This window comes from Streptomyces sp. NPDC059455 (assembly GCF_042750115.1).
GTDB lineage: Bacteria > Actinomycetota > Actinomycetes > Streptomycetales > Streptomycetaceae > Streptomyces > Streptomyces endocoffeicus.
In genome coordinates, this window is record NZ_JBHYVB010000079.1 from 27159 (window position 1) to 47671 (window position 20513).

At 71.1% G+C, this 20513-nt stretch carries 20 protein-coding genes; 9 read left to right on the forward strand and 11 right to left on the reverse strand.

Annotated elements, in window-relative coordinates:
• Nucleotides 1–131 precede the first annotated feature (131 nt).
• Nucleotides 132–2780 carry an ATP-dependent helicase HrpB gene (gene hrpB, locus ACFXB5_RS26190; protein ID WP_385212041.1) on the reverse strand — a complete coding sequence of 883 codons (2649 nt, stop codon included), beginning with the start codon at nucleotides 2778–2780 and terminating at the stop codon, nucleotides 132–134.
• 28 nt (nucleotides 2781–2808) lie between these two features.
• Nucleotides 2809–3717 (reverse strand): class I SAM-dependent methyltransferase, encoded by a 909-nt coding sequence (locus ACFXB5_RS26195; protein WP_385212043.1) that lies wholly within the window; start codon nucleotides 3715–3717, stop codon nucleotides 2809–2811.
• 367 nt (nucleotides 3718–4084) lie between these two features.
• Here ACFXB5_RS26195 and rpsA point away from each other — a divergent pair, with 367 nt between their 5' ends.
• On the forward strand, nucleotides 4085–5593 hold the full coding sequence (gene rpsA / locus ACFXB5_RS26200) for a 30S ribosomal protein S1 (protein ID WP_385212045.1): 1509 nt from the start codon (nucleotides 4085–4087) through the stop codon (nucleotides 5591–5593).
• A gap of 62 nt (nucleotides 5594–5655) precedes the next feature.
• Here the strand turns inward: rpsA and ACFXB5_RS26205 are convergent, their stop codons facing one another.
• On the reverse strand, nucleotides 5656–6117 hold the full coding sequence (locus ACFXB5_RS26205) for a hypothetical protein (RefSeq protein ID WP_385212047.1): 462 nt from the start codon (nucleotides 6115–6117) through the stop codon (nucleotides 5656–5658).
• Nucleotides 6118–6453: 336 nt separating this feature from the next.
• Here ACFXB5_RS26205 and ACFXB5_RS26210 point away from each other — a divergent pair, with 336 nt between their 5' ends.
• The 3 genes from ACFXB5_RS26210 (at nucleotide 6454) to ACFXB5_RS26220 (ending at nucleotide 8645) form a co-directional block, all read left to right on the forward strand.
• The gene (locus tag ACFXB5_RS26210) at nucleotides 6454–7398 is read left to right on the forward strand and encodes a PAC2 family protein (RefSeq protein ID WP_201853431.1); all 945 of its coding nucleotides are present in this window, start codon (nucleotides 6454–6456) and stop codon (nucleotides 7396–7398) included.
• Between the two features lie 38 nt (nucleotides 7399–7436).
• On the forward strand, nucleotides 7437–8045 hold the full coding sequence (gene coaE, locus ACFXB5_RS26215; protein WP_385212049.1) for a dephospho-CoA kinase: 609 nt from the start codon (nucleotides 7437–7439) through the stop codon (nucleotides 8043–8045).
• 219 nt (nucleotides 8046–8264) lie between these two features.
• On the forward strand, nucleotides 8265–8645 hold the full coding sequence (locus ACFXB5_RS26220; protein ID WP_385212051.1) for a tetratricopeptide repeat protein: 381 nt from the start codon (nucleotides 8265–8267) through the stop codon (nucleotides 8643–8645).
• An 86-nt stretch (nucleotides 8646–8731) separates the two neighbouring features.
• Here the strand turns inward: ACFXB5_RS26220 and ACFXB5_RS26225 are convergent, their stop codons facing one another.
• Both ACFXB5_RS26225 and ACFXB5_RS26230 read right to left on the reverse strand, forming a co-directional pair.
• Nucleotides 8732–8938: a hypothetical protein gene (locus tag ACFXB5_RS26225; RefSeq protein WP_385212053.1), complete on the reverse strand. Its 207-nt coding sequence runs from the start codon at nucleotides 8936–8938 to the stop codon at nucleotides 8732–8734.
• 145 nt (nucleotides 8939–9083) lie between these two features.
• A complete protein-coding gene (locus ACFXB5_RS26230) occupies nucleotides 9084–9389 on the reverse strand; it encodes a DUF6343 family protein (RefSeq protein WP_385212055.1) in 306 nt (101 codons plus the stop codon).
• 144 nt (nucleotides 9390–9533) lie between these two features.
• Between ACFXB5_RS26230 and ACFXB5_RS26235 the strand changes: the two genes are divergently transcribed.
• Entirely contained in the window at nucleotides 9534–10742 is a 1209-nt protein-coding gene (locus ACFXB5_RS26235) for an ADP-ribosylglycohydrolase family protein (protein ID WP_385212057.1), read from the forward strand.
• A gap of 99 nt (nucleotides 10743–10841) precedes the next feature.
• Here the strand turns inward: ACFXB5_RS26235 and ACFXB5_RS26240 are convergent, their stop codons facing one another.
• The gene (locus ACFXB5_RS26240; protein WP_385212059.1) at nucleotides 10842–12071 is read right to left on the reverse strand and encodes an aromatic acid exporter family protein; all 1230 of its coding nucleotides are present in this window, start codon (nucleotides 12069–12071) and stop codon (nucleotides 10842–10844) included.
• A gap of 64 nt (nucleotides 12072–12135) precedes the next feature.
• Between ACFXB5_RS26240 and ACFXB5_RS26245 the strand changes: the two genes are divergently transcribed.
• Nucleotides 12136–12606 (forward strand): type II toxin-antitoxin system PemK/MazF family toxin, encoded by a 471-nt coding sequence (locus ACFXB5_RS26245; protein WP_372461983.1) that lies wholly within the window; start codon nucleotides 12136–12138, stop codon nucleotides 12604–12606.
• Between the two features lie 67 nt (nucleotides 12607–12673).
• On the opposite strand, the gene ACFXB5_RS26250 is transcribed toward ACFXB5_RS26245, so the two are convergent.
• Nucleotides 12674–13216 carry a DUF1697 domain-containing protein gene (locus ACFXB5_RS26250; RefSeq protein WP_385212061.1) on the reverse strand — a complete coding sequence of 181 codons (543 nt, stop codon included), beginning with the start codon at nucleotides 13214–13216 and terminating at the stop codon, nucleotides 12674–12676.
• Between the two features lie 74 nt (nucleotides 13217–13290).
• Here ACFXB5_RS26250 and ACFXB5_RS26255 point away from each other — a divergent pair, with 74 nt between their 5' ends.
• Nucleotides 13291–13938 (forward strand): uridine kinase, encoded by a 648-nt coding sequence (locus tag ACFXB5_RS26255; RefSeq protein WP_385212063.1) that lies wholly within the window; start codon nucleotides 13291–13293, stop codon nucleotides 13936–13938.
• Nucleotides 13939–13993: 55 nt separating this feature from the next.
• Here the strand turns inward: ACFXB5_RS26255 and ACFXB5_RS26260 are convergent, their stop codons facing one another.
• From ACFXB5_RS26260 to ACFXB5_RS26275, 4 genes are all read right to left on the reverse strand, one after another.
• Nucleotides 13994–14656, reverse strand: coding sequence for a DUF4360 domain-containing protein (locus tag ACFXB5_RS26260; RefSeq protein WP_385212065.1), 663 nt, complete (start codon nucleotides 14654–14656; stop codon nucleotides 13994–13996).
• Between the two features lie 30 nt (nucleotides 14657–14686).
• The gene (locus tag ACFXB5_RS26265; protein WP_385212067.1) at nucleotides 14687–15340 is read right to left on the reverse strand and encodes a DUF4360 domain-containing protein; all 654 of its coding nucleotides are present in this window, start codon (nucleotides 15338–15340) and stop codon (nucleotides 14687–14689) included.
• 352 nt (nucleotides 15341–15692) lie between these two features.
• Nucleotides 15693–16340: a methylated-DNA--[protein]-cysteine S-methyltransferase gene (locus tag ACFXB5_RS26270; protein WP_385212073.1), complete on the reverse strand. Its 648-nt coding sequence runs from the start codon at nucleotides 16338–16340 to the stop codon at nucleotides 15693–15695.
• A 119-nt stretch (nucleotides 16341–16459) separates the two neighbouring features.
• Complete coding sequence (locus tag ACFXB5_RS26275; RefSeq protein WP_385212069.1) at nucleotides 16460–17341, reverse strand: glycerophosphodiester phosphodiesterase; 882 nt, start codon at nucleotides 17339–17341, stop codon at nucleotides 16460–16462.
• 215 nt (nucleotides 17342–17556) lie between these two features.
• Here ACFXB5_RS26275 and uvrB point away from each other — a divergent pair, with 215 nt between their 5' ends.
• Entirely contained in the window at nucleotides 17557–19701 is a 2145-nt protein-coding gene (gene uvrB, locus ACFXB5_RS26280) for an excinuclease ABC subunit UvrB (protein ID WP_385212071.1), read from the forward strand.
• Nucleotides 19702–19897: 196 nt separating this feature from the next.
• Nucleotides 19898–20476, forward strand: a complete 579-nt coding sequence (locus ACFXB5_RS26285) for a TerD family protein (RefSeq protein ID WP_020872192.1) — start codon at nucleotides 19898–19900, stop codon at nucleotides 20474–20476.
• Nucleotides 20477–20513: the final 37 nt, after the last annotated feature.

A 20513-nucleotide genomic window follows, 5' to 3' on the forward strand; every position in this document is an offset into this window, starting at 1 on the left:
CCCGCGGGGGTGTGTCGTTGGGCGGCGCCGCGGGCGGGCCGGCCCCCCGCCGCCGCCGCGGATGAACGACCGCACCTCGCGGCACTTCCCGCGGAGCGCTCAGCGGTCGTGCGGCCTCTCGGCCGCATCGGTCAGCGGCGGGTGTTGGTGCGGCGGGTTGGTTGGGCCGTGGTCGGGTCCTCGGGCCAGGGGTGCTTGGGGTAGCGGCCGCGCAGTTCGGCGCGGACCGAGCGGTAGCCGTCCTTCCAGAAGGACGCCAGATCGGCGGTGACCGCGGCCGGGCGTCCCGCCGGGGACAGCAGGTGGATCAGCAGCGGCACTCGGCCGCCCGCGATCCGGGGGGCCTCCTGCCAGCCGAACAGCTCCTGCAGCTTCACCGCCAGCACGGGCCGGTCCGCGCCGTAGTCCACCCGCACCCGCGAGCCGCTCGGCACCTCGATCCGCTCCGGCGCCAGCTCCTCGAACCGCGCGGCCTCGCCCGTGGCCCACGGCATCAGCCGGGCCAGCGCCTGTGCGGCGTCCACCCGCCCGAGATCGGCGCGCCCGCGGGCCCGGGCCAGCTCCGTCCCGAGCCAGTCGTCCGCGCGGTCCAGCAGCGCCTCGTCGGAGACATCCGGCCAGGCCCCGCCCAGCTCCCGGTGGAGGAATGCCATCCGCTGCCGGACCGCCGTTCCCTGCGCCGACCAGCGCAGCAGCCCCGTGCCCTCGCGGCGCAGCCCGTCCAGCAGCGCCCGCCGCACCAGCTCCGGATCGGGGTCGGCCAGCGGCCGGGACACCAGCTCGATCGCGCCGAGCCGGGCCACCCGGCGCGCCAGGACGTTCCCGTCGGCCCAGCGCACCTCCTCACCCTCCGAGGCCAGCGCCGAGGCCGCCGCCCGGGCGGTGTCCTCGTCGGTCACCGCCGCGAGCCGCACCCGCGCCGACGCGGAGGCCACCGGCCGGTCCGCGACGGCCACCGCGAGCCATGGCGCCCCGCCCAGCCGCGAGCCGTCGCCCAGCTCCGCACCCGTCCCGGCGGCCATGAGGTACGCCCGCTCGCCGCGCCGCCGGGCCACCCGCTCCGGGAACGCCAGCGCGGCCATCAACCCCGCCACGGCGTCGTCGCCGCGCGCCGGACCGGCACCGCCCCGCGCGCCGTCCGGACCCGAGGTCCCCGCGGCGGTCAGGGCGTGTTCGAGCCGCCGGGCCTCCTGGCGCCAGCGGGCGGCGTAAGGGTCACCGCCGTGGCGGGCGGTGCGCCAGGCGGCGGCGAGGTCGTCGCCGTACTCCCTCGGGGGCTCCTCGCTCAGCAGGGCCACCACCTCGGCCGCCCGGCGCGCGCCGACCTCCCGCGCGCCGTCGACGAGCGCCCGCGCGAGGCGGGGGTGGAGGCCGAGGCGGGCCATCCGGGCGCCGCGTCCGGTGGCCCGTCCGGCGGCGTCCACGGCGCCGATCGCGGTGAGCGTCTCGCGTGCGGCCGCCATCGCCCCGGCGGGCGGCGGATCGAGCAGGGCCAGCCCCGAGGCGTCCGGATCGCCCCAGCACGCCGTCTGGAGCGCGAAGGCCGTAAGGTCCGCACCGGCGATCTTCGGGGACGGGAAACGCGGCAGCCGGGCGTCCTCCGCCTCCGGCCAGCAGCGGTAGACCACCCCGGGCGCCTCGCGCCCCGCGCGGCCGGCGCGCTGCCGGGCGGCGGCCTGTGACGCCCTTACGGTGGTCAGCGCGCTCAGCCCGCGTGCGTGGTCCATCCGGGGCTCACGCGCCAGCCCGCAGTCCACGACGATCCGTACGCCCGGCACGGTCAGGCTCGACTCGGCGACCGAGGTGGCCAGCACCACCCGCCGCCGCCTGCCGTCCGTGCCCGCGAGTACCGCCTCCTGGACGGCGGCGGGCGCCCGCCCGTGCACCTGGAGGACCTCCGCGTCGGCGAGCCCGCCCAGCTTCCCGGCCACCCGGGCGATCTCCCCGACGCCGGGCAGGAAGCAGAGCACATCGCCGTCCCGCTCGTGCAGCGCCCGCCGCACCACGGCCGCGACATGGTCCAGCAGGGCGGGGTCCACCCGCATCCCGTGCGGCGGCCTTACGGGTCGCTCCGGCGGCGCCCACACCACCTCCACCGGATGGGAGACCCCCGGCGCCGAGACGACCGGCGCGGGCTCCCCGGGGCCGTCCCCGCCGTTCGCCCCGCCATCCCCGACATGCCCGGCACCCCCGACATGCCCGGCACCCCCGCCGTCCCCGGCACCCTCGCCATCGCCGAGCAGCCGCGCCCAGCCCTCCGCGTCCGTGGTCGCCGAGGCGGCGATCAGCCGGAGGTCGGGGCGCAGGGCGGCCCGGACGTCCAGCAGGAAGGCGGCGGCCGTGTCCGCGTCCAGATGGCGCTCATGGCATTCGTCGAGCACGACCACATCGACGCCGGGCAGCTCCTGGTCGCGTTGCAGCCGTTGCAACAGCACCCCGGTCGTGACCACCTCGACCACGGTCCCGGGCCCGGCCTGCCGCTCCCCGCGCACGGTGAAGCCGACCCTGCCGCCCGGCCGCTCGCCCAGCAGCCACGCCATCCGCCGCGCCGCGGCCCGTGCCGCGATCCGCCGTGGCTCGGCCACCAGCACCCGCCGTACCGGCCCGCCGCCCACCAGCCCGGCGAGCACCAGCGGCACCAGTGTCGTCTTACCGGTCCCCGGGGGCGCGCACAGCACGGCGACCCCGCGGTCGTCGAGCGCGCGCAGCAGCTCGGGCACGGCTTCGCGTACGGGAAGGCGGTCCAGGGCCTCGGCGCGCGCGTCCGCAGAAATGGTCAAACCCTCCGCCCCTCCGCCTCGATCCCGCTCAGTCCCGCTCGCACACGAAGATCGCCGTGCCAGGGATGAGATTCCCCCGAAGCGGGGACCAGCCGCCCCACTCCTGGTGGTTCCACGCGGGCCACTCCGGTTCGATCAGGTCGACCAGCCGGAAGCCCCCGGCCACCACGTCCCGTACCCGGTCGCCCAGCGTCCGGTGGTGCTCCACGTAGACGGCCCGGCCCGACTCGTCCTGCTCCACATAGGGCGTGCGGTCGAAGTAGGAGGCGGCGATGGACAGCCCCTCGGGCCCCGGTTCGTCGGGGAACGCCCAGCGGATCGGATGCGTCACCGAGAAGACCCACCGCCCGCCCGGCCGCAGCACCCGGCGCACCTCGCGCATCACCCGCACCGGCTCGGCCACGAATGGCACCGCTCCGTACGCCGAGCACGCCAGGTCGAACGAGCCGTCCCGGAAGGGCAGGGCGGTGGCGTCGGCCTGCACCAGCGCGACCCCGGCCGCGTCGCCAGCGCGGGAGGTCCCGGAGGTCCCGGAGGTCCCGGAGACACCTGAGGCCTTGGAGGCCGCCGCGTCCGCGTCGATCCGCCGCGCGTGCCGCAGCTGCCGAAGCGAGAGGTCCAGCGCCACCGGCCGCGCCCCCCGCGCGGCCAGCCAGCGGGCGCACTGCGCGGCGCCCGCGCCCACCTCCAGCACATCGCGCCCCTTGAGCGCCTCCACCGGGCCCAGCAGCCCGGCCTCCGCCTCGTCCAGCCCCTCCGGGCCCCACATGAACCGGTCGTCGCCCAGGAAGGCGCCGTGCTCCTCCTGGTACTCGTCCGCGTTGCGGTCCCACCACCCCCGGTTGGCCCGGCTGCTCTCCGCCGTGTCGGCGGTCCGGCGGGTGGCCGTCGGCTCGGCGGCCTCCCCAGGGGTGCTGGGCTCGTGTTCTTGGACCATCGCGCGCGTCGTCGTACTCTCTGTATCGACCTGTGGCTGCGGGGCGCGGTGAGAACCGCGTCGCAGTACGGACCATGCAATTTGCCGGGTTTGGGGCGTTATTGCCCGCGTGTGCTCTTCGTGCATTGACCATGCCCGGCCGCCCCCGTATGCTACAAGTTGCGCTGCGGGCCTGTGCGCCTCGGACGGAGCAGGCCGCGCTCGCATCTGTTGTATGTCCCCTCGGTTGTCGAGGCGCTCGGGCTTTTCGATCCCTGAAATCGGAAGGATTCGGCGTCTCCAAGGCTGTCCGGCTTCGGCAGTGCGATAAAGGGTCCCGGCGTAGCAGTACCTACGACTTCATGTCCGTACCGGAGCCCTTTTCCACATGACGAGCAGCACCGAGGCAACCCGCACCACCCCGCAGGTGGCGGTAAACGACATCGGTTCCGAGGAAGCCTTCCTCGCCGCGATCGACGAGACGATCAAGTACTTCAACGACGGCGACATCGTCGACGGCGTCATCGTGAAGGTCGACCGGGACGAGGTCCTGCTCGACATTGGTTACAAGACGGAAGGCGTCATCCCTTCCCGCGAGCTGTCGATCAAGCACGACGTCGACCCCAATGAGGTCGTGGCCGTCGGCGACGAGATCGAAGCCCTTGTTCTCCAGAAGGAGGACAAGGAAGGCCGGCTGATCCTCTCGAAGAAGCGCGCACAGTACGAGCGCGCCTGGGGCACCATCGAGAAGATCAAGGAAGAGGACGGGATCGTCACCGGTACCGTCATCGAGGTCGTCAAGGGTGGTCTCATCCTCGACATCGGCCTCCGTGGCTTCCTCCCCGCCTCCCTGGTGGAGATGCGCCGCGTCCGCGACCTGCAGCCCTACGTGGGCAAGGAGCTCGAGGCCAAGATCATCGAGCTCGACAAGAACCGCAACAACGTGGTCCTGTCCCGCCGCGCCTGGCTGGAGCAGACCCAGAGCGAGGTCCGCCAGACCTTCCTCACCACCCTCCAGAAGGGCCAGGTGCGCTCCGGCGTCGTCTCCTCCATCGTCAACTTCGGTGCGTTCGTGGACCTGGGCGGCGTCGACGGTCTCGTCCACGTCTCGGAGCTGTCCTGGAAGCACATCGACCACCCGTCCGAGGTCGTCGAGGTCGGCCAGGAGGTCACGGTCGAGGTCCTGGACGTCGACATGGACCGCGAGCGCGTCTCCCTGTCGCTCAAGGCGACCCAGGAAGACCCGTGGCAGCAGTTCGCCCGGACCCACCAGATCGGTCAGGTCGTCCCGGGTAAGGTCACCAAGCTCGTGCCGTTCGGTGCGTTCGTCCGCGTGGACGAGGGCATCGAGGGTCTGGTCCACATCTCCGAGCTGGCCGAGCGCCACGTGGAGATCCCGGAGCAGGTCGTCCAGGTCAACGACGAGATCTTCGTCAAGGTCATCGACATCGACCTCGAGCGCCGCCGCATCAGCCTCTCGCTGAAGCAGGCCAACGAGGCGTTCGGTGCCGACCCGTCCGTGGTCGAGTTCGACCCGACCCTGTACGGCATGGCCGCGTCCTACGACGACCAGGGCAACTACATCTACCCCGAGGGCTTCGACCCCGAGACCAACGACTGGCTCGAGGGCTTCGAGACCCAGCGGGAGGCGTGGGAGACCCAGTACGCCGAGGCGCAGCAGCGCTTCGAGCAGCACCAGGCGCAGGTCATCAAGTCCCGCGAGGCCGACGAGCAGGCCGCTGCCGAGGCGGGCAACGCCGCTCCGGCGCCCGGTGGGCAGGCGTCCGGCGGCGGCGGCGGTTCGTACTCCTCGGAGTCGGCCGACAACTCCGGCGCCCTGGCCTCGGACGAGGCGCTGGCCGCGCTCCGCGAGAAGCTGGCCGGCGGCCAGAGCTGACCAGCCGCCGCTAGTCGGCACCAGCTGAGCAGGTAAGGCCCGCTCCCCCTGGGGAGCGGGCCTTACGCATGCCCAGGGCGCCGCACACTGACCGAAACGGAGTCCACGGTCACGCCGCGGGCGCCGTCGATCCTGATGCCCTCCTTGCCGCCGTGGACCGTGATCCCCCGGACGGTCCAGTACGAGGCGCCGTTCAGCCGCAGCCCATAGCCGCCGCTCCCGGTGAGGACCGCCTTCGAGGAGCCGATGAGGGTGATCCGCGAGCCGGAGGTGCCGGAGGCGGTGATCTCGAAGCCGCCGTGGTACCTGCCGTCGGCGAGCCGGATCGTATCGCCGGGCCGGGCCCCGGCCAGGGCCTCCCTGAGCCCGTCCGCGTCATCGACGGAGATCGGGACGGCGGTGGCGGCGGGAGCCTCCCGCCCGGTCATGCCCGCCGCGATCAGCCCGCCGGTGGCGATCAGTCCGGTGGCGATGGTGGTGAGGAGGGCGCGTAATCGGGTGGGTGTGCGGCCGGGGGAGTGCATAGGAGGCTGCCTTCCTGTGCCGTGGTCAGAGGTGAACACGCTGGGTTCGGGACAGTGAACGCCGGATGACATGGTGAACCGCTGACGGCTGGCGAAGATAGGCGTGCCGAATATGCGCGTCAACCCCGCGACGTGCGCCGACGTCGAGATCGGGCCGCTTCCGTTCGCCCTGGACGGGCCCTTGGAGACGTCGCCGGATCGGGCCCCTCGGAGGCGGGGTTGAGGGCCCCTCGGAGACGGGGTTCAGGGCCGCTCGGCCATCGAAGATCCCGCCCGGGGAATGCCCCCGCCCCCGTTCGGTGTTCTTCGGTGCGAACACGAGGAGGAGCGGTCACAGTGCATGATCCGCAGGAGTTGTACGCATGGGAACCGAGCGGGCTGGCGGAGGTCGACGCGATAGCCTCGCGGGACTCGGCCGGGCTGGTGCTGCTGTACCACTTCGACGGCTATATCGACGCCGGCGAGACCGGGGACCAGATCGTGGAGCGGCTGCTCGACGGTCTGCCGCGCAAGGTGGTCGCGCGTTTCGACCATGACCGGCTGGTCGACTACCGGGCCCGTCGGCCCCTGTTGACCTTCCAGCGCGACCGGTGGACGGCGTACGAGACCCCGAAGATCGAGCTGCATCTGGTGCGTGACGCGACAGCGGCCCCGTTCCTGCTGCTCACCGGGCCGGAGCCGGATGTGGAGTGGGAGCGGTTCGCGGCGGCCGTGCACCAGATGGTCGAGCGGCTGGGCGTCAGGCTCGCGGTGAACTTCCACGGCATTCCGATGGGCGTGCCGCACACCCGGCCGGTCGGCATCACCCCGCACGGCAATCGCACCGATCTGATGCCCGGTCACCGGGGCTACTTCGACGAGGCCCAAGTGCCCGGCAGCGCCGAATCCCTGATCGAGTACCGGCTCGCCGAGGCGGGCCGCGATGTGCTCGGCGTCGCCGCGCATGTGCCGCACTATCTGGCCCGGTCGGCCTATCCGGACGCGGCGCTCACCGCGCTGGAGGCCATCACCGCGGCCACCGGTCTGGTGCTGCCGGGGCCGACGCACGCCCTGCGCAACGAGGCACTCAGGACGCAGGAGGAGATCGAGCGGCAGATCTCGGAGGGCGACGAGGAACTGGTCGCGCTCGTACGGGGCCTCGAGCACCAGTACGACGCGGTGGCCGGGGCGGAGAGCCGCGGCAATCTGGTCGCGGAGCCGGCCGAGCTGCCCTCGGCGGATGAACTGGGCGCGGAGTTCGAACGGTTCCTCGCCGAGCGCGAGGGCGACGGCGGAGCCTGACCGATGACCCCACCGGCGCGCCGTATAGCGTGGGCCCCATGCTGAACCTGGGGCTCACGGGCGGAATCGGCGCGGGCAAGAGCGAGGTCTCACGGATTCTGACCTCATTGGGAGCGGTGCTGATCGACTCGGATCGGATCGCTCGCGAGGTGGTCGAGCCGGATACGCCAGGACTGGCCGCCGTGGTCGCCGAGTTCGGCCCCGAGGTGCTGACCGCCGACGGCCGTCTGGACCGGCCCAGGCTCGGCGGGATCGTCTTCACCGACCCGGAGCGGCTGAGCGCGCTGAACGCGATCGTCCACCCGCTGGTCCGGGACCGCTCCGCCGAACTCCAGGCGGCGGCCGCGCCCGATGCCGTGGTCGTCCATGACGTCCCCCTTCTGGCCGAGAACAAGCTGGCGCCGCTCTACGACCTGGTCATGGTCGTGGACGCCACGCCCGAGACCCAGCTCGACCGGCTGGTGCGGCTGCGAGGCATGGCCGAGGACGAGGCGCGGGCCCGGATGGCGGCACAGGCCACCCGCACGGAACGGCTGGCCATCGCCGATGTCGTGATCGACAACAATGGCCCGATCGAGGCGCTGGAGCCGCAGGTCAGAAAGGTCTGGGTAGACCTGGTGCAGCGGGCGGCCACCGCGGAGGGCTGAGCGGGGGCGTGGTGCGCGCGGAGGCCTACGGCTGAGCCGGGGCGGGGCGCGCCGAACCGGGGCGTGTGCGGAGCGTGCGGCGGCCCGTGGCGGGGAATGCGGCGTGCGGGGTGATTGTTGTGCACCCCGTAGCGAACGATCATCCGTGACGGTTCATCCCATCCCCTCACTCCATCCACCGCCTCACCACCGAGTACGTACCCGGGGAAGGAAACGGCTGTGCCCGAGCCCACGCCCGAGACCCACGTCATCGACTTCCGCGCCGCCGAGCACCTGCTCGCCGCCCGAGATCCACGGGGCGCCGTCAAGCTGCTCGACTCGGTCATCAGCGCCCACCCCGAGAACACGGCGGCCCGGCTGCTCCGGGCGCGCGCGTTCTTCGGCGCGGCCCAGCTGCGCTCGGCGGAGCTGGAGTTCCAGCTCGTCCTGGAGCGCGAGCCGGACAACGCCTTCGCCCACTTCGCCCTGGCCCGCACCCTGGAGCGGGCCAATCGCTCGGCCGAGGCCACCCGCCACTTCCGGCTGGCCGCGGCGCTCGATCCGCGCCCGGACTTCGTGGAGGCGGCCCGGTTCGGCGAGAAGGGCGACCGGGACGGATAGGCGGGGCGCGGGCTGAGCCGCGGTGCTCGCCGGGGCCCGCAAGCCGCCGTACGCGCCAGGTGCGCGGCGGGCGCCCGCGCCCTCGGTCAGCGCCAGAGGGCGAAGCCGCCGAGGACCACCGCGCCCAGCAGCACCACCCCGCCGAGCCCGAGCGCCACTCCGCGCTGACGGGCGATGTCGTACGGGTCGGCCTCCGGTCCCCGCCGCGCCTCCGGCCGCCCGTACGGCTCTCCGGTCCCGGAGAGCATCAGCCCGAGCGCACAGAGCGCGATGCCGATCGCCAGCACCCCCATGACGGCCCCCCTGTCGCCGCAGGTACTCAGCAGGTACTGGGCAGTATCCCCCGGAACGCGGCGCTCCCCGACGTCGATATCCCGTCACCGAGCCCACGCTTCAGCGACGACGCCCTTACGGATCCCGCCGTCGCCCTTACCGCCCTTACGGAGCCCTTCGCCGCCCGGGGCTCCGCCCGCGCTCGGCGATCGGTGCGTACGGCGGCACATCCCGGCCCGGCTGATAGTGCGGCCCCTGCCGGATGTGCCGGATGACCAGGACGAGGTCGATCAGCGTGACGACGGCGAGCGCCCCGCACGCGGCCGCCCACCCCGGTCGGCCCGCGACGGCGAAGGCCACAGCGCCGCCGAGCGTCCAGAGCAGCCCCCACGTGGCCAGCCCCAGCCGCATCCGCAGTGGACTGCGCGCGTGGATCGGTTCATCACCTGTTCGGATCAGCCGCATCGGCATGGCACCGCATCTCCCGTTTTCGGCTGCTTCCTCCCGCTTTCTTCCCTCTCGAATCTACCGCCGGGGGACGCCAACCGACACCTGAGATCATGTCGTGTGCATCCACACGGGACGGCATGGGACCAGGACGATGAGGAGCTGCCAGTGATCCGCCAGTCATGGGACGAAACGGCCGCCAAGCGGGCCCGCATCCGCGGCTGCCTGCTGGGCGGTGCGATCGGCGACGCTCTCGGCAATCCCATCGAGTTCCTGTCGCTGCGGTCGATCCGCGAGACCCATGGCGCCGCGGGCGTCACCACCCTCGTCCCGGACGGCAGCGGAGTCGTGGGCCGGGTCACCGATGACACCCAGATGACACTCTTCACGGCCGAGGGCCTGATACGGGCCCACGCCAGAACCTCGTCCAAGGGGATCGAAGGGTCCGAGACCGCCGTCGTCCGCCATGCCTATCTGCGCTGGCTGGACACCCAGAACCACCCCGGGCCGCCGCCCGCCGAGGGCACCGGGGACCTGGTCCGCTCCGGCTGGCTGCGCACCCAGCCCTGGCTGTACGCCCGCCGCGCCCCCGGCAACGCCTGCCTCTCGGGCCTCGCCGCGAAGCACGTCCCCGCCCCGCGCGCTCCCCTCGACGGCACCCCCGGCCCGGTGAACACCGGCTCCAAGGGCTGCGGCACCGTGATGCGCTCGGCGCCGTTCGGCCTCACCGGGCTCGACCCCCGCGACTGCTTCGAACTCGCCGCCCGCTGCGCCCAGATCACCCATGGCCATCCGACGGGTTACTACGCGGCCGGTGCCCTGGCCGCCACGATCGCCTGCCTGCTCGACGGCGAGTCCCTGGAAGGCGCGACCCTGCGCACCCTGGAACTCCTCGCCCGCTACCCCGGCCACGAGGAGACCACCGCCGCCCTCCGTAAGGCGGTCGACCTGGCGGCCGAGGGCGATCCGACCCCCGAGAAGGCCGAATCGCTCGGCGGCGGCTGGGTCGCCGAGGAGGCGCTGGCCATCGCGGTCTACAGCGCCCTGGCCCGCACCCCCGCCCAGCAGATCCTGTACGGCCCCGGCGGCAAGATCAGCTACGACCCGGCGCCCCCGCGCACCCCCGTCCAGGCGGCCCTGCTGCTCTCCGTCAACCACTCGGGCGACAGCGACTCGACGGGCTCGGTCTGCGGCAACATCCTCGGCGCCCACCACGGTGACCTCCGCCTCCCGCCGTCCTGGCTGGCCCTGACCGAGGGCCGCGGCACGATCGCCGAACTCGCCGACGACTTCGCCTCCGAGTTCCACCGTTCGGTGGAGCTGTACGAGCCCTACGACGACGTGGTCTTCCCCCGCGACCGCTACCCGCTCAGCTGACCGCCCCGGGGACCCGTACCGCCCCGGGGACTCGGACGTACCGCCCCGGTGACTCGGACCCGTACCGCCCCGGTGACTCGGACGTACCGCCCCGGCGACTCAGACCGCCCCGGAGCCGTCCGTACGGCCGCGCCGAATCCGGCGCTGGAGCTTGTGGAGGAAGGGGAAGCGCTCACGCTTCTCGCGGGTGCTGCGGTCGAGCTCTTCCATGAGCCGCTTGGAGCGCTGCTCCATGTCGAGTTCGTCGAGGACGCGGTCGATCTCCGCCAGCAGGGCACCGTGCAGCTGCCACTGGCGGGGGTGCTCCTGGACGCGGCGCAGCAGGAGGTCGGCGCCGCGGTCGCGGCTGGCGTGGGCCTTGACGAGCTCGCTGGAGAGGCGGGATTCGGCCTCTTCGGCGTTGGCGCTGACCTGGGTGGTGACCAGGACGGCGAAGCTCTCGACGGCGGCGGCGAGATGGATGAAGAGGTCCTTCAGGGCATCAGCCACGTCCTGAGGGAAGAGGGGTTCGTCCGTCCGCGCCCTGGCGAGGTCGGTCAGGGTGCGGGACATGACGCGCAGGATGACAGTGCAGATCTCCAGCGTGTCCAGGCCGGTGCGGAGCACCACGCGGTAGAGGAGGCCCTCCTTGACGCGAGGGTTGAGCCGCACACTGTCCTCCGCCTGCCGGAGGGCGGCGTCGACCTGGGAGATGTCGTGGTCGAGGCGGCGGGCCTCGTAGAGCCGGGCGGCGGCGCGGTCGACGGCGATCTGACTGCCCAGCTCCTCGGCGATGTGCAGCAGCAGCTGACGCATCCGGCGGGCCAGGTCCTCGATGGACTTGCCGGCCGTCTCGACCCATACCGGAGGCGCGAGGAAGAAGTTGAAGCCCATCCCGACACCGGCCCCGATGAGGGTCTCCAGCACCCGGTCCCAGGCGTAGGTGGTCACCTGCGCCACGCCCAGGACCAGCATGGCGCTGATCGCCACCTCCTGGACCCAGTCGCCCACGCGCGTGAGATAACCGGCGGTCTGGGCGGCGAGGATGATCAGGCACAGGCTCCACCAGGTCAGCCCCACCAGCACGCTGAACGCGACGGCGATCAGGACGCCCACGACCACGGCCTCGACCCTGCGCAGGCTTCTGGTGAGGGTTGCGTAGAGGGTGACCTGGACGACGAGGAGGGCGGTCAGCGGCGCGGTGAGCGGGGCGGGTTCCTTGCTGAGCTCGAGGGCGACGACGTAGGCGATGGTCGCGGCCGCCGTGGAGCGCACGGTCTGAACGACGACCGGGTCATGGCGTCGTTTGACCAGCTCCGCCAGTGGGTCGAGAACATCGGGCACGTACATGCCCTTTCCACGTCGAGGGGGCCGCCATGTCATCGGGTTTCGCGGACGGGTTAACGTGTCGGGCGTGATCAGCCCATTGAACGGAACGCAAGGGACGGGGGACGGCGCGGCGCTTCCCGGGAGCACCGGCCCGGCCGCCACCGTCGAGGCTCATCCGCGCCAGGTCGGGCGGGTACGGACGGAGTACGCACCCGATCCGGACGGGGATCCGGACCCCGGCGAGATCGTCTGGACATGGGTGCCGTACGAGGAGAACGACGGCCGCGGCAAGGACCGGCCGGTGCTGGTGGTCGCGCGAGAGCGGGCCGGGACGCTGCTCGCCGTGCAGCTGTCGAGCAAGCGGCACGACGCCGACCGCGAGTGGGTGCCGATCGGCTCCGGGCCGTGGGACCGGGCCGGGCGGGAGTCATGGGTCGATGTGGACCGGGTGCTGCGGGTGCACCCGGACGGGATGCGGCGCGAGGCGTGTGCGCTCGACCGGCCGCGCTTCGACCTGGTCGTCATGCGGCTGCGGCAGCGGTACGGCTGGAGCTGAGCACGGCTCGGAATGTCTACGGCCGATGCCGGGGAAACGTGTCTCCGGCCGATGTCGAGGAAACGTCTCAGCCGTCGGCCAGCGTCAGCAGCTTGGTGACCGTGTTCCAGTTGCGGGCGGTGGCCGGCACGCCGAGCCGGGCGTTGGTGATCTTCGCCGCCAGCTTGGAGCGGCCGACCCCGTCCGGGCAGTGCAGGAAGATCTCGCGGCCGATGAGGCGGAACGCGTCCGGGGCGTAGCCGGCCGGATCCAGCGCGTCCAGCGCGGCCGTGTCCGCGGGCACGCCCGCCAGGAAGACCACATGCAGGGTCTTGGGCTCGGCGACGGCCTCCGGATAGGGGTTGGCCTCGACCGCCGCGGCCAGCTCGTCGCGCGTACGGACCATGACGTCCACGGGAAAGCCGAGTCCGGCGGCGAAGTGGTCCTCGAGCGTGCGGGCCGTTTGCCCGGGAGGGGCGCCGGGGTCGGCGAAGACGATATTGCCGGTCTGGAGGTGGACGGTGACGTCCTCGAAGCCCAGCTCGGCCATCAGCTCACGCTGCCGGGCCATGGGGAACTTTCTGTTCCCGCCCACATTGATGCCGCGGAGCAGCGCTATCTGAGATGCCATGGCCGGAGGGTACCTCTCCGGAGTCCCCCGGCCCTGGAGTCCAGAGCTCCCCGGGCCCACGGCATGATGGGGGCGTGCGGCTCGAAGCGATCACCTGGGAACGGCTGACCGACGCGACCGCCGACCGCATCGCCGGGCTGACGGCGGCGGACGGCAGCCCCTGGCTGAGGGTCGCCGTCGACGGGGCTCCGGCGGCGCCCACCGGTGAGCTGGCGCGGGGTCTGGCGGAGGCGCTGCGCATCCTCGGCCGGCCGGCGCTGGTGGTCGCGGCGGCCGGGTTCTGGCGGCCCGCCTCGCTGCGCTACGAGTACGGGAAGCGGGACCCGGACGCGTACTACGAACGCTGGCTGGACACCGGTGCGCTGTGGCGCGAGGTCTTCGATCCGCTGGAACCGGGGCCGGGCGGCAGCGGGCGGGTGCTGCCCGACCTGTGGGATCCGGAGACCGACCGGGCCACGCGCAGCCCGTACGCCGAACTGCCGCCGGGCGGGGTGCTGTTGCTGCACGGCGCGCTGCTGCTGGGGCACTGGTTCCCGTTCGATCTCTCGGTGCATCTGAGGCTGTCCCCCGCCGCCCTCGCCCGCCGTACCGACGAGGGCGACCACTGGACCCTGCCCGCCTTCGCGCGCTACGAGGACGAGGTGGGGCCCGGTGAGGCGGCGGATGTGGTGGTGCGGACGGACGACCCCCGGCATCCGGCCTGGCACCGCCCGGAGTCGTAGCCGGGTACGTTTCGAGGCGGTGCGCAGGGGGTCTGGTCCGGGTTGGTGCGCGGGGTCACTTCTTGGTCGGCGGGCATTCCTTCCAGGCGAAGTGATAGGTGGTGCTCACATCGCCGTCCGTCGAGTCCATGGCGATGAAGCTGGTCGTTTCCTGGGTGTTGGACGTTCCGGCGTTGACCCGCAACTCGGTGTTGATGTTGAAGTTCCGGAGTTCACCGCAGGGCGACCACACCACGGTGGCGATATCGGATACGTCGGTGGCCTGCCAGTTGTCGTCGTAGGCGCCGTTGTAGCTGTGCGTGTTCGACGAGGTCTGCGACTGCCCCTGGAAGTAGTACGAGGCTTTCTGCGTGGCGGACGCGCCCTTTTCCAGATGGGCGAAACCACGGTAGTCGACACTGGCGATGGCGTAGGAGAAGCCCTGTGGCACATGCGTGACCAGACTCAGCTGACAGTTCTTTCTGAAGTCCGTCGGCTTGGCTCCCTTGCCCACCTGCGCGAGATACTCGCTGTAGGTCACGGTGAAGGCCGTGTTGTCCGGGGAGACGGCGATCGCTGCGGTGCCCGCCGGGCAGCCCGACCCATTCACGGTCGCGACCGTGATCACGATCTTGTCGGGCGGTACGGTGTCGAACGGGGGTTGCGCATATGCCTGGGAAGTGAGCGTCGAGGCAAATAACGCCGCGACCACGCCGCCTGCGTACAGAACACCGGGCATGATTCTCCATTCGATGGTGGATTTACCGGGCTACCGGACGGCGGAAGGGCATTCCTTCCAGGCGAGGTGGTAAACCGTGTTGACCCCGCCGTCCGTCGAGTCCATGGCCATGAAGCTGGTGGTGCCCGTAGGAGAGGTGCCGGCGTTGACCCGCAGCTCGGTGTTGACGTTGAAGTTGCGGTCCTGGCCGCAGGGGGCCCACACCAGGGCGCTGTAGTCGGTGCTGTCGGTGGTCTGCCAGTTGTCGTTGTACGGACCGCTGAAGTCATGGGTCCGTGACGCGGTGTCCGCCGAGCCCTGGAAGTAGTAGCTCGCCTTCTCGGTGCCCTTGGCGCCCTTTTCGAGGTAGCCATAGCCCCGGTAGTCGACCTGGGCGATGGCGTAGGTGAACCCCTGCGGCACATGCACGCCCAGGTTGAGCTGGCAGTTCTTCCGGATGTCGGTCGGGTCCGCGCCGGGGCCGACCTGGGCGAGATAGTCGCTGTAGGTCACGGTGAACGCCGAGTTGTCGGCTGCGACGGCCACGGCGGTGGTGCCCTTGGGGCAGCCCGAGCCGTTCACCGTCTTGACGCTTATCTGGATCTTTTCCGGCGGCCCATCAGGGGCCGAGGAAACACCCTGGGTGGAAAGGGCCGAGGCGAATAGCGCCGCGGCCGCGCCGCCCGCGAGCAGAACACCGGACATGGCTCTCCAATTCGATCACTTGTGGGGACGTAGTTGAGCGATGAATTTCCGATGAGCGGGAAGAGCGAGGAAGGGCGAGGAAGGGCAAGGAAGTGCGGGGGGTGCGGGGGGTGCGGGACGTGCCGGCAGAGCGGGTGGCACGCACGATCTGTGGCGCGGGAAGAGCTGAAGAGCGGAAGAGCGTTATCGCGCGGTACGGTTCGTACGGCTGAACGCAATGAGAGCCCCATGCCCGGCTGGTGACGGAAAGCCAGGGCGATGGGCGCTCTTAAGATAAGGGTGATAGGCAAGCACCACAAGACGGCCGCGGAATTCCGGAACAAGATATTTCCGTCCGGCCGGGCAGAACGATTCAGAAGAGCGGTTGCGGAAGAACACCTTCCAGTGCCAGCAGGATGCGCTTGGTCTCCAGCCCGCCGCCGAAGCCGCCGATGCCCCCGCCACTCTCCACCACTCGGTGGCACGGCACCACGACCGGCAGCGGATTGCTCCCCATGGCCACGCCGACGGCGCGGGCCGCGCCCGGCTCACCCACCCGGTCGGCGAGGTTCTGATAGCCGACGACCGTGCCATAGGGCACATGGGCGGCCAGTTCCCGCAGCACCCGGCGGTTGAAGCCGGTGATCAGGGACCAGTCCAGGGAGAGGGTGAACGCCTTGGTGTCCCCGGCGAAATAGCTTTCCAGCTGCCGTATCGCCTCGGCGAGATGCCCGGCGCAGCGAGGTGCGGACGGGGCGGCCGCGGTGCCGGGGGCCTCGGACGGCGCGGCGGTGGGCTCGGCGCCGAGGCGGCGCGTGAGCCTGGCGACGGCCTCGGCCGCCGTCTTCTCCTCCGCGTGGAAGACCACCTGGGCCAGCCCCTCGTCGGTGGCCGCGAGCAGCAGCGGGCCGATGGGTGTGGCCAGGACCGCCCACGCCCAGGCGCGCGCGTCCGGCCCCTCCGGGCGCTCCCGCCGCTCCGGCCGGTCCCGTGGGTCCGGCTGTGTCTGCCGCTCTGCGATCGTCACGCCTTCAGCGTAGAGCGCCCCACTGACAGCGCCCCCGACAGCGCCCCACCGACGGCGCCCGACAGCGCCCCGCCGGCCGGCCGGCGGGGCGCCTCGCCAGGGGGAGCGGTGGCTCACGAGGCGTCGTCGAGGGCGTCCCGGATCACATCGGGCTTGTTGGTGATGATGCCGTTCACGCCCATGCCCGCGACCGAGACCGCCGTCGGGCCGTCGTTGACGGTCCAGGTGTAGACCTCCAGCGGCTTGCCGTGCGCCCCGTCCACCGACCGCACCGCGGACACATAGCCGGCGTCGATGGTCGTGTAGCTGGGGTTGATCTGGTCGGAGAACTCGGCGTACTCCGGCAGATCGGCGACGGCCGGGGTGCCCAGGAAGCCGGTCTTGACGTCAGGGCGCAGCCGGTGGACGGTCCGCACGGAGTCGGCGTTGAAGCTCTGGATGATCAGCCGCCGCTTGTGCCGGTGGTCCAGCCAGCCCTCTCTCCTCAGCTCCCGCAGCGTCTGGCGCTCGACCCCCGGATAGAGCTCGGGTGCCTTGAGCTCCAGCAGCAGCTTTTGGTGGTTGTCCGAAACCCGGTCCATGTACTCCTCCAGGGTGGGCACCGCCTCGCCCTGGAACTCGGGGCCGAACCAGCTTCCGGCGTCCAGCTTCTCGATCTCGTCGAGGGTGAAGTCGGAGATCTTCCACGGCGCGCGGTCCGGGAAGACCTGCTCGACGTCGGTGGTCCGGCTCAGCGTGGTGTCGTGCATGACGATCAGCTCGCCGTCCCTGGTGCGCTGGACGTCGTTCTCCACCCAGTCGATGCCCAGGTCGTCGGCGGCGTCGACGGCGGCCAGGGTGTTCTCGGGGGCGTACGCGGAGGCACCGCGATGGGCCACGGTGACCGTGTGGTGGTGCGTCGTCCGGCCGGTGGCCTGGGCCGTGGCCGTGGGGAGGAAGAGCGCGGACATCCCGATGAGCGCGCCGGTTAACGCGGCGGCCGGGCGGATCTGCATACGGACTCCTCGCGTCGTCTGATTCTCGTCCGACTCATGGACGGGCAGAGGGTCCCAGATATGCGGCAGTGGAGGATAGATATTGGATGGACGGAAAATTCGTGCCACGGGCGACATCGTGCGCATGATCATCCGAATCCGGCCGGAGGGCCGGGGAGGGGGCGGTGCGGACGAGCGCTCCGCCGTTGTCAGTGGTGAGTCGTACGGTTGGTCTCATGCGGCCCGTAACTCAGCTCGAACGCAAGGTGGCGCCCTTCGAGGTCGTCAGCCCCTATCAGCCCAGTGGCGACCAGCCCACCGCCATCGCCGACCTCGACCGGCGCGTCCGCGCGGGGGAGAGGGATGTCGTCCTGCTCGGCGCGACCGGCACCGGCAAGTCCGCGACCACCGCATGGATGATCGAGAAACTTCAGCGGCCCACGCTGGTCATGGCTCCGAACAAGACGCTGGCCGCCCAGCTGGCCAATGAGTTCCGCGAGCTGCTGCCGAACAACGCGGTCGAGTACTTCGTCTCGTACTACGACTACTACCAGCCCGAGGCGTACGTCCCGCAGTCGGACACCTACATCGAGAAGGACTCCTCGATCAACGAGGAGGTGGAGCGGCTGCGCCACTCGGCGACGAATTCGCTGCTCACCCGGCGTGACGTGATCGTGGTGGCCTCCGTCTCCTGCATCTACGGCCTCGGTACGCCGCAGGAGTACGTGGACCGTATGGTGCCGCTCAAGGTCGGCGAGGAGATCGACCGCGATCAGCTGCTGCGTCGCTTTGTCGATATTCAGTACAACCGCAACGACATGGCGTTCACCCGGGGCACCTTCCGGGTCCGCGGCGACACCATCGAGATCTTCCCGGTCTACGAGGAGCTCGCGGTCCGCATCGAGATGTTCGGCGACGAGATCGAGGCGCTGTCCACGCTCCATCCGCTCACCGGCGAAGTGATCAGCGACGACCAGGAGCTGTATGTGTTCCCGGCCACCCACTACGTGGCCGGGCCCGAGCGCATGGAGAAGGCCATCGCCGGGATCGAGGCCGAGCTCACCGAGACCCTGGCCCGGATGGAGAAGCAGGGCAAGCTGCTGGAGGCCCAGCGGCTGCGGATGCGCACCACCTACGACATCGAGATGATGCGGCAGATCGGCACCTGCTCCGGTATCGAGAACTACTCGCTGCACATCGACGGCCGTGAGACCGGATCCCCGCCGCACACCCTGCTGGACTACTTCCCGGAGGACTTCCTCCTGGTCATCGACGAGTCGCATGTCACGGTGCCGCAGATCGGCGCGATGTACGAGGGCGACGCCTCCCGGAAGCGGACCCTGATCGAGCACGGCTTCCGGCTGCCCTCCGCACTGGACAACCGCCCGCTGAAGTGGGAGGAGTTCCTGAAGCGCGTCGGCCAGACGGTCTATCTCTCGGCCACCCCGGGGACGTACGAGATGTCCCGCGGCGACGGCTTCGTGGAGCAGATCATCCGCCCGACCGGCCTGGTCGACCCGGAGGTCGTCGTCAAGCCGACCGAGGGCCAGATCGACGACCTCATCCATGAGATCCGCACCCGCACCGAGAAGGACGAGCGCGTCCTGGTCACCACGCTCACCAAGAAGATGGCCGAGGACCTCACCGACTACATGCTCGAGCTGGGCATTCAGGTGCGCTATCTGCACAGCGATGTGGACACCCTGCGCCGGGTCGAGCTGCTGCGCGAGCTGCGCGCCGGTGAGTTCGACGTGCTGGTGGGCATCAACCTGCTGCGGGAGGGCCTCGACCTTCCGGAGGTCTCGCTGGTCGCCATCCTCGATGCCGACAAGGAGGGCTTCCTGCGCTCGGGCACCTCGCTGATCCAGACCATCGGCCGCGCCGCCCGTAACGTCTCGGGCCAGGTGCATATGTACGCCGACAAGGTCACCCCGGCGATGGCGAAGGCCATCGACGAGACCAACCGCCGCCGCGAGAAGCAGATCGCGTACAACAAGGCCAACAAGATCGATCCGCAGCCGCTGCGGAAGAAGATCAACGACATCGTGGCCCAGATCGCCCGCGAGGACGTCGACACGGAGGAGCTGCTCGGCACCGGCTACCGCAAGACGAAGGACGGCAAGGGCGCGGAGGCGGCCGGGCCGGCGGGCGGCGGCAAGGCGGCCAAGGGCGGCAAGGCCAAGGCCGCCAAGGGCAAGGCCAAGGAGGCGGTGCTGACCGACCGGCCCGCGGCCGAGCTCGCCGAGCAGATCGAGGAGATGACCGACCGCATGCGGGCCGCCGCGGCGGAGCTCCAGTTCGAGGTGGCGGCCCGACTGCGCGACGAGGTGTCGGAGTTGAAGAAGGAGCTGCGGCAGATGCGGGAGGCCGGAGTTTCCTGATCACCGGGCGCCCCGGGTCCTCACCGGGGCGCCCGTGGGTTCCCTGTGTTGCAAGACCGACACAAAAGTCCGCTCGTCCGGCCGGAGTCCTGGCCGCAATGCATAGGGTTTTCGGAAGGGCCGTGCGTACGGCGCGGCCACGGCCGCACACCCGCGGCGGCCACGGGGAATCGAGAGATGAGAGTAGGGACAGCGCGTGACGGTCAACATGTCCAAGGGACAGGCCATCAGCCTGCAGAAGGCCGACGGGGGCACCCTGACCGCGGTGCGGATGGGGCTGGGCTGGCAGGCGGCGCCCCGCCGCGGGCTGTTCGGCTCCCGTACGCGGGAAATCGACCTCGACGCGTCGGCCGTTCTCTTCGCCGACAAGCAGCCGACCGATGTCGTCTTCTTCCGCCACCTGGTCAGCGATGACGGCTCGGTCCGCCACACCGGTGACAACCTCGTGGGCGGCGCCGGACAGGGCGGCGACGACGAGGCGATCCTGGTCGACCTCCAGCGGGTGCCCGTCCATATCGACCAGATCGTCTTCACGGTGAACTCCTTCACCGGCCAGACCTTCGCCGAGGTGCAGAACGCGTTCTGCCGGCTGGTGGACGAGACCAACGGCCAGGAGCTCGCCCGCTACACCCTCACCGGCGGCGGGCAGTACACCGCCCAGATCATGGCCACGGTCCAGCGCGCGGGCAGCTCCTGGCAGATGAAGGCGGTCGGCGAGCCGGCCAACGGACGCACCTTCCAGGACCTGATGCCGCACATCCTGCCGCATCTGTAAGGGCGTGCCGCGTCTGTAAAGGCGTACCGCCCAGGTG

Coding starts and splice junctions, on each gene's coding strand:
- ACFXB5_RS26195 (WP_385212043.1), bottom strand. CDS start 3,717: ATGGTCCAAGAACACGAGCCCAGCACCCCTGGGGAGGCCGCCGAGCCG.
- ACFXB5_RS26205 (WP_385212047.1), bottom strand. CDS start 6,117: ATGCACTCCCCCGGCCGCACACCCACCCGATTACGCGCCCTCCTCACC.
- ACFXB5_RS26225 (WP_385212053.1), bottom strand. CDS start 8,938: ATGGGGGTGCTGGCGATCGGCATCGCGCTCTGTGCGCTCGGGCTGATG.
- rpsA (WP_385212045.1), top strand. CDS start 4,085: ATGACGAGCAGCACCGAGGCAACCCGCACCACCCCGCAGGTGGCGGTA.
- ACFXB5_RS26240 (WP_385212059.1), bottom strand. CDS start 12,071: ATGTACGTGCCCGATGTTCTCGACCCACTGGCGGAGCTGGTCAAACGA.
- uvrB (WP_385212071.1), top strand. CDS start 17,557: ATGCGGCCCGTAACTCAGCTCGAACGCAAGGTGGCGCCCTTCGAGGTC.
- ACFXB5_RS26230 (WP_385212055.1), bottom strand. CDS start 9,389: ATGCCGATGCGGCTGATCCGAACAGGTGATGAACCGATCCACGCGCGC.
- ACFXB5_RS26275 (WP_385212069.1), bottom strand. CDS start 17,341: ATGCAGATCCGCCCGGCCGCCGCGTTAACCGGCGCGCTCATCGGGATG.
- ACFXB5_RS26260 (WP_385212065.1), bottom strand. CDS start 14,656: ATGCCCGGTGTTCTGTACGCAGGCGGCGTGGTCGCGGCGTTATTTGCC.
- ACFXB5_RS26265 (WP_385212067.1), bottom strand. CDS start 15,340: ATGTCCGGTGTTCTGCTCGCGGGCGGCGCGGCCGCGGCGCTATTCGCC.
- coaE (WP_385212049.1), top strand. CDS start 7,437: ATGCTGAACCTGGGGCTCACGGGCGGAATCGGCGCGGGCAAGAGCGAG.
- ACFXB5_RS26250 (WP_385212061.1), bottom strand. CDS start 13,216: ATGGCATCTCAGATAGCGCTGCTCCGCGGCATCAATGTGGGCGGGAAC.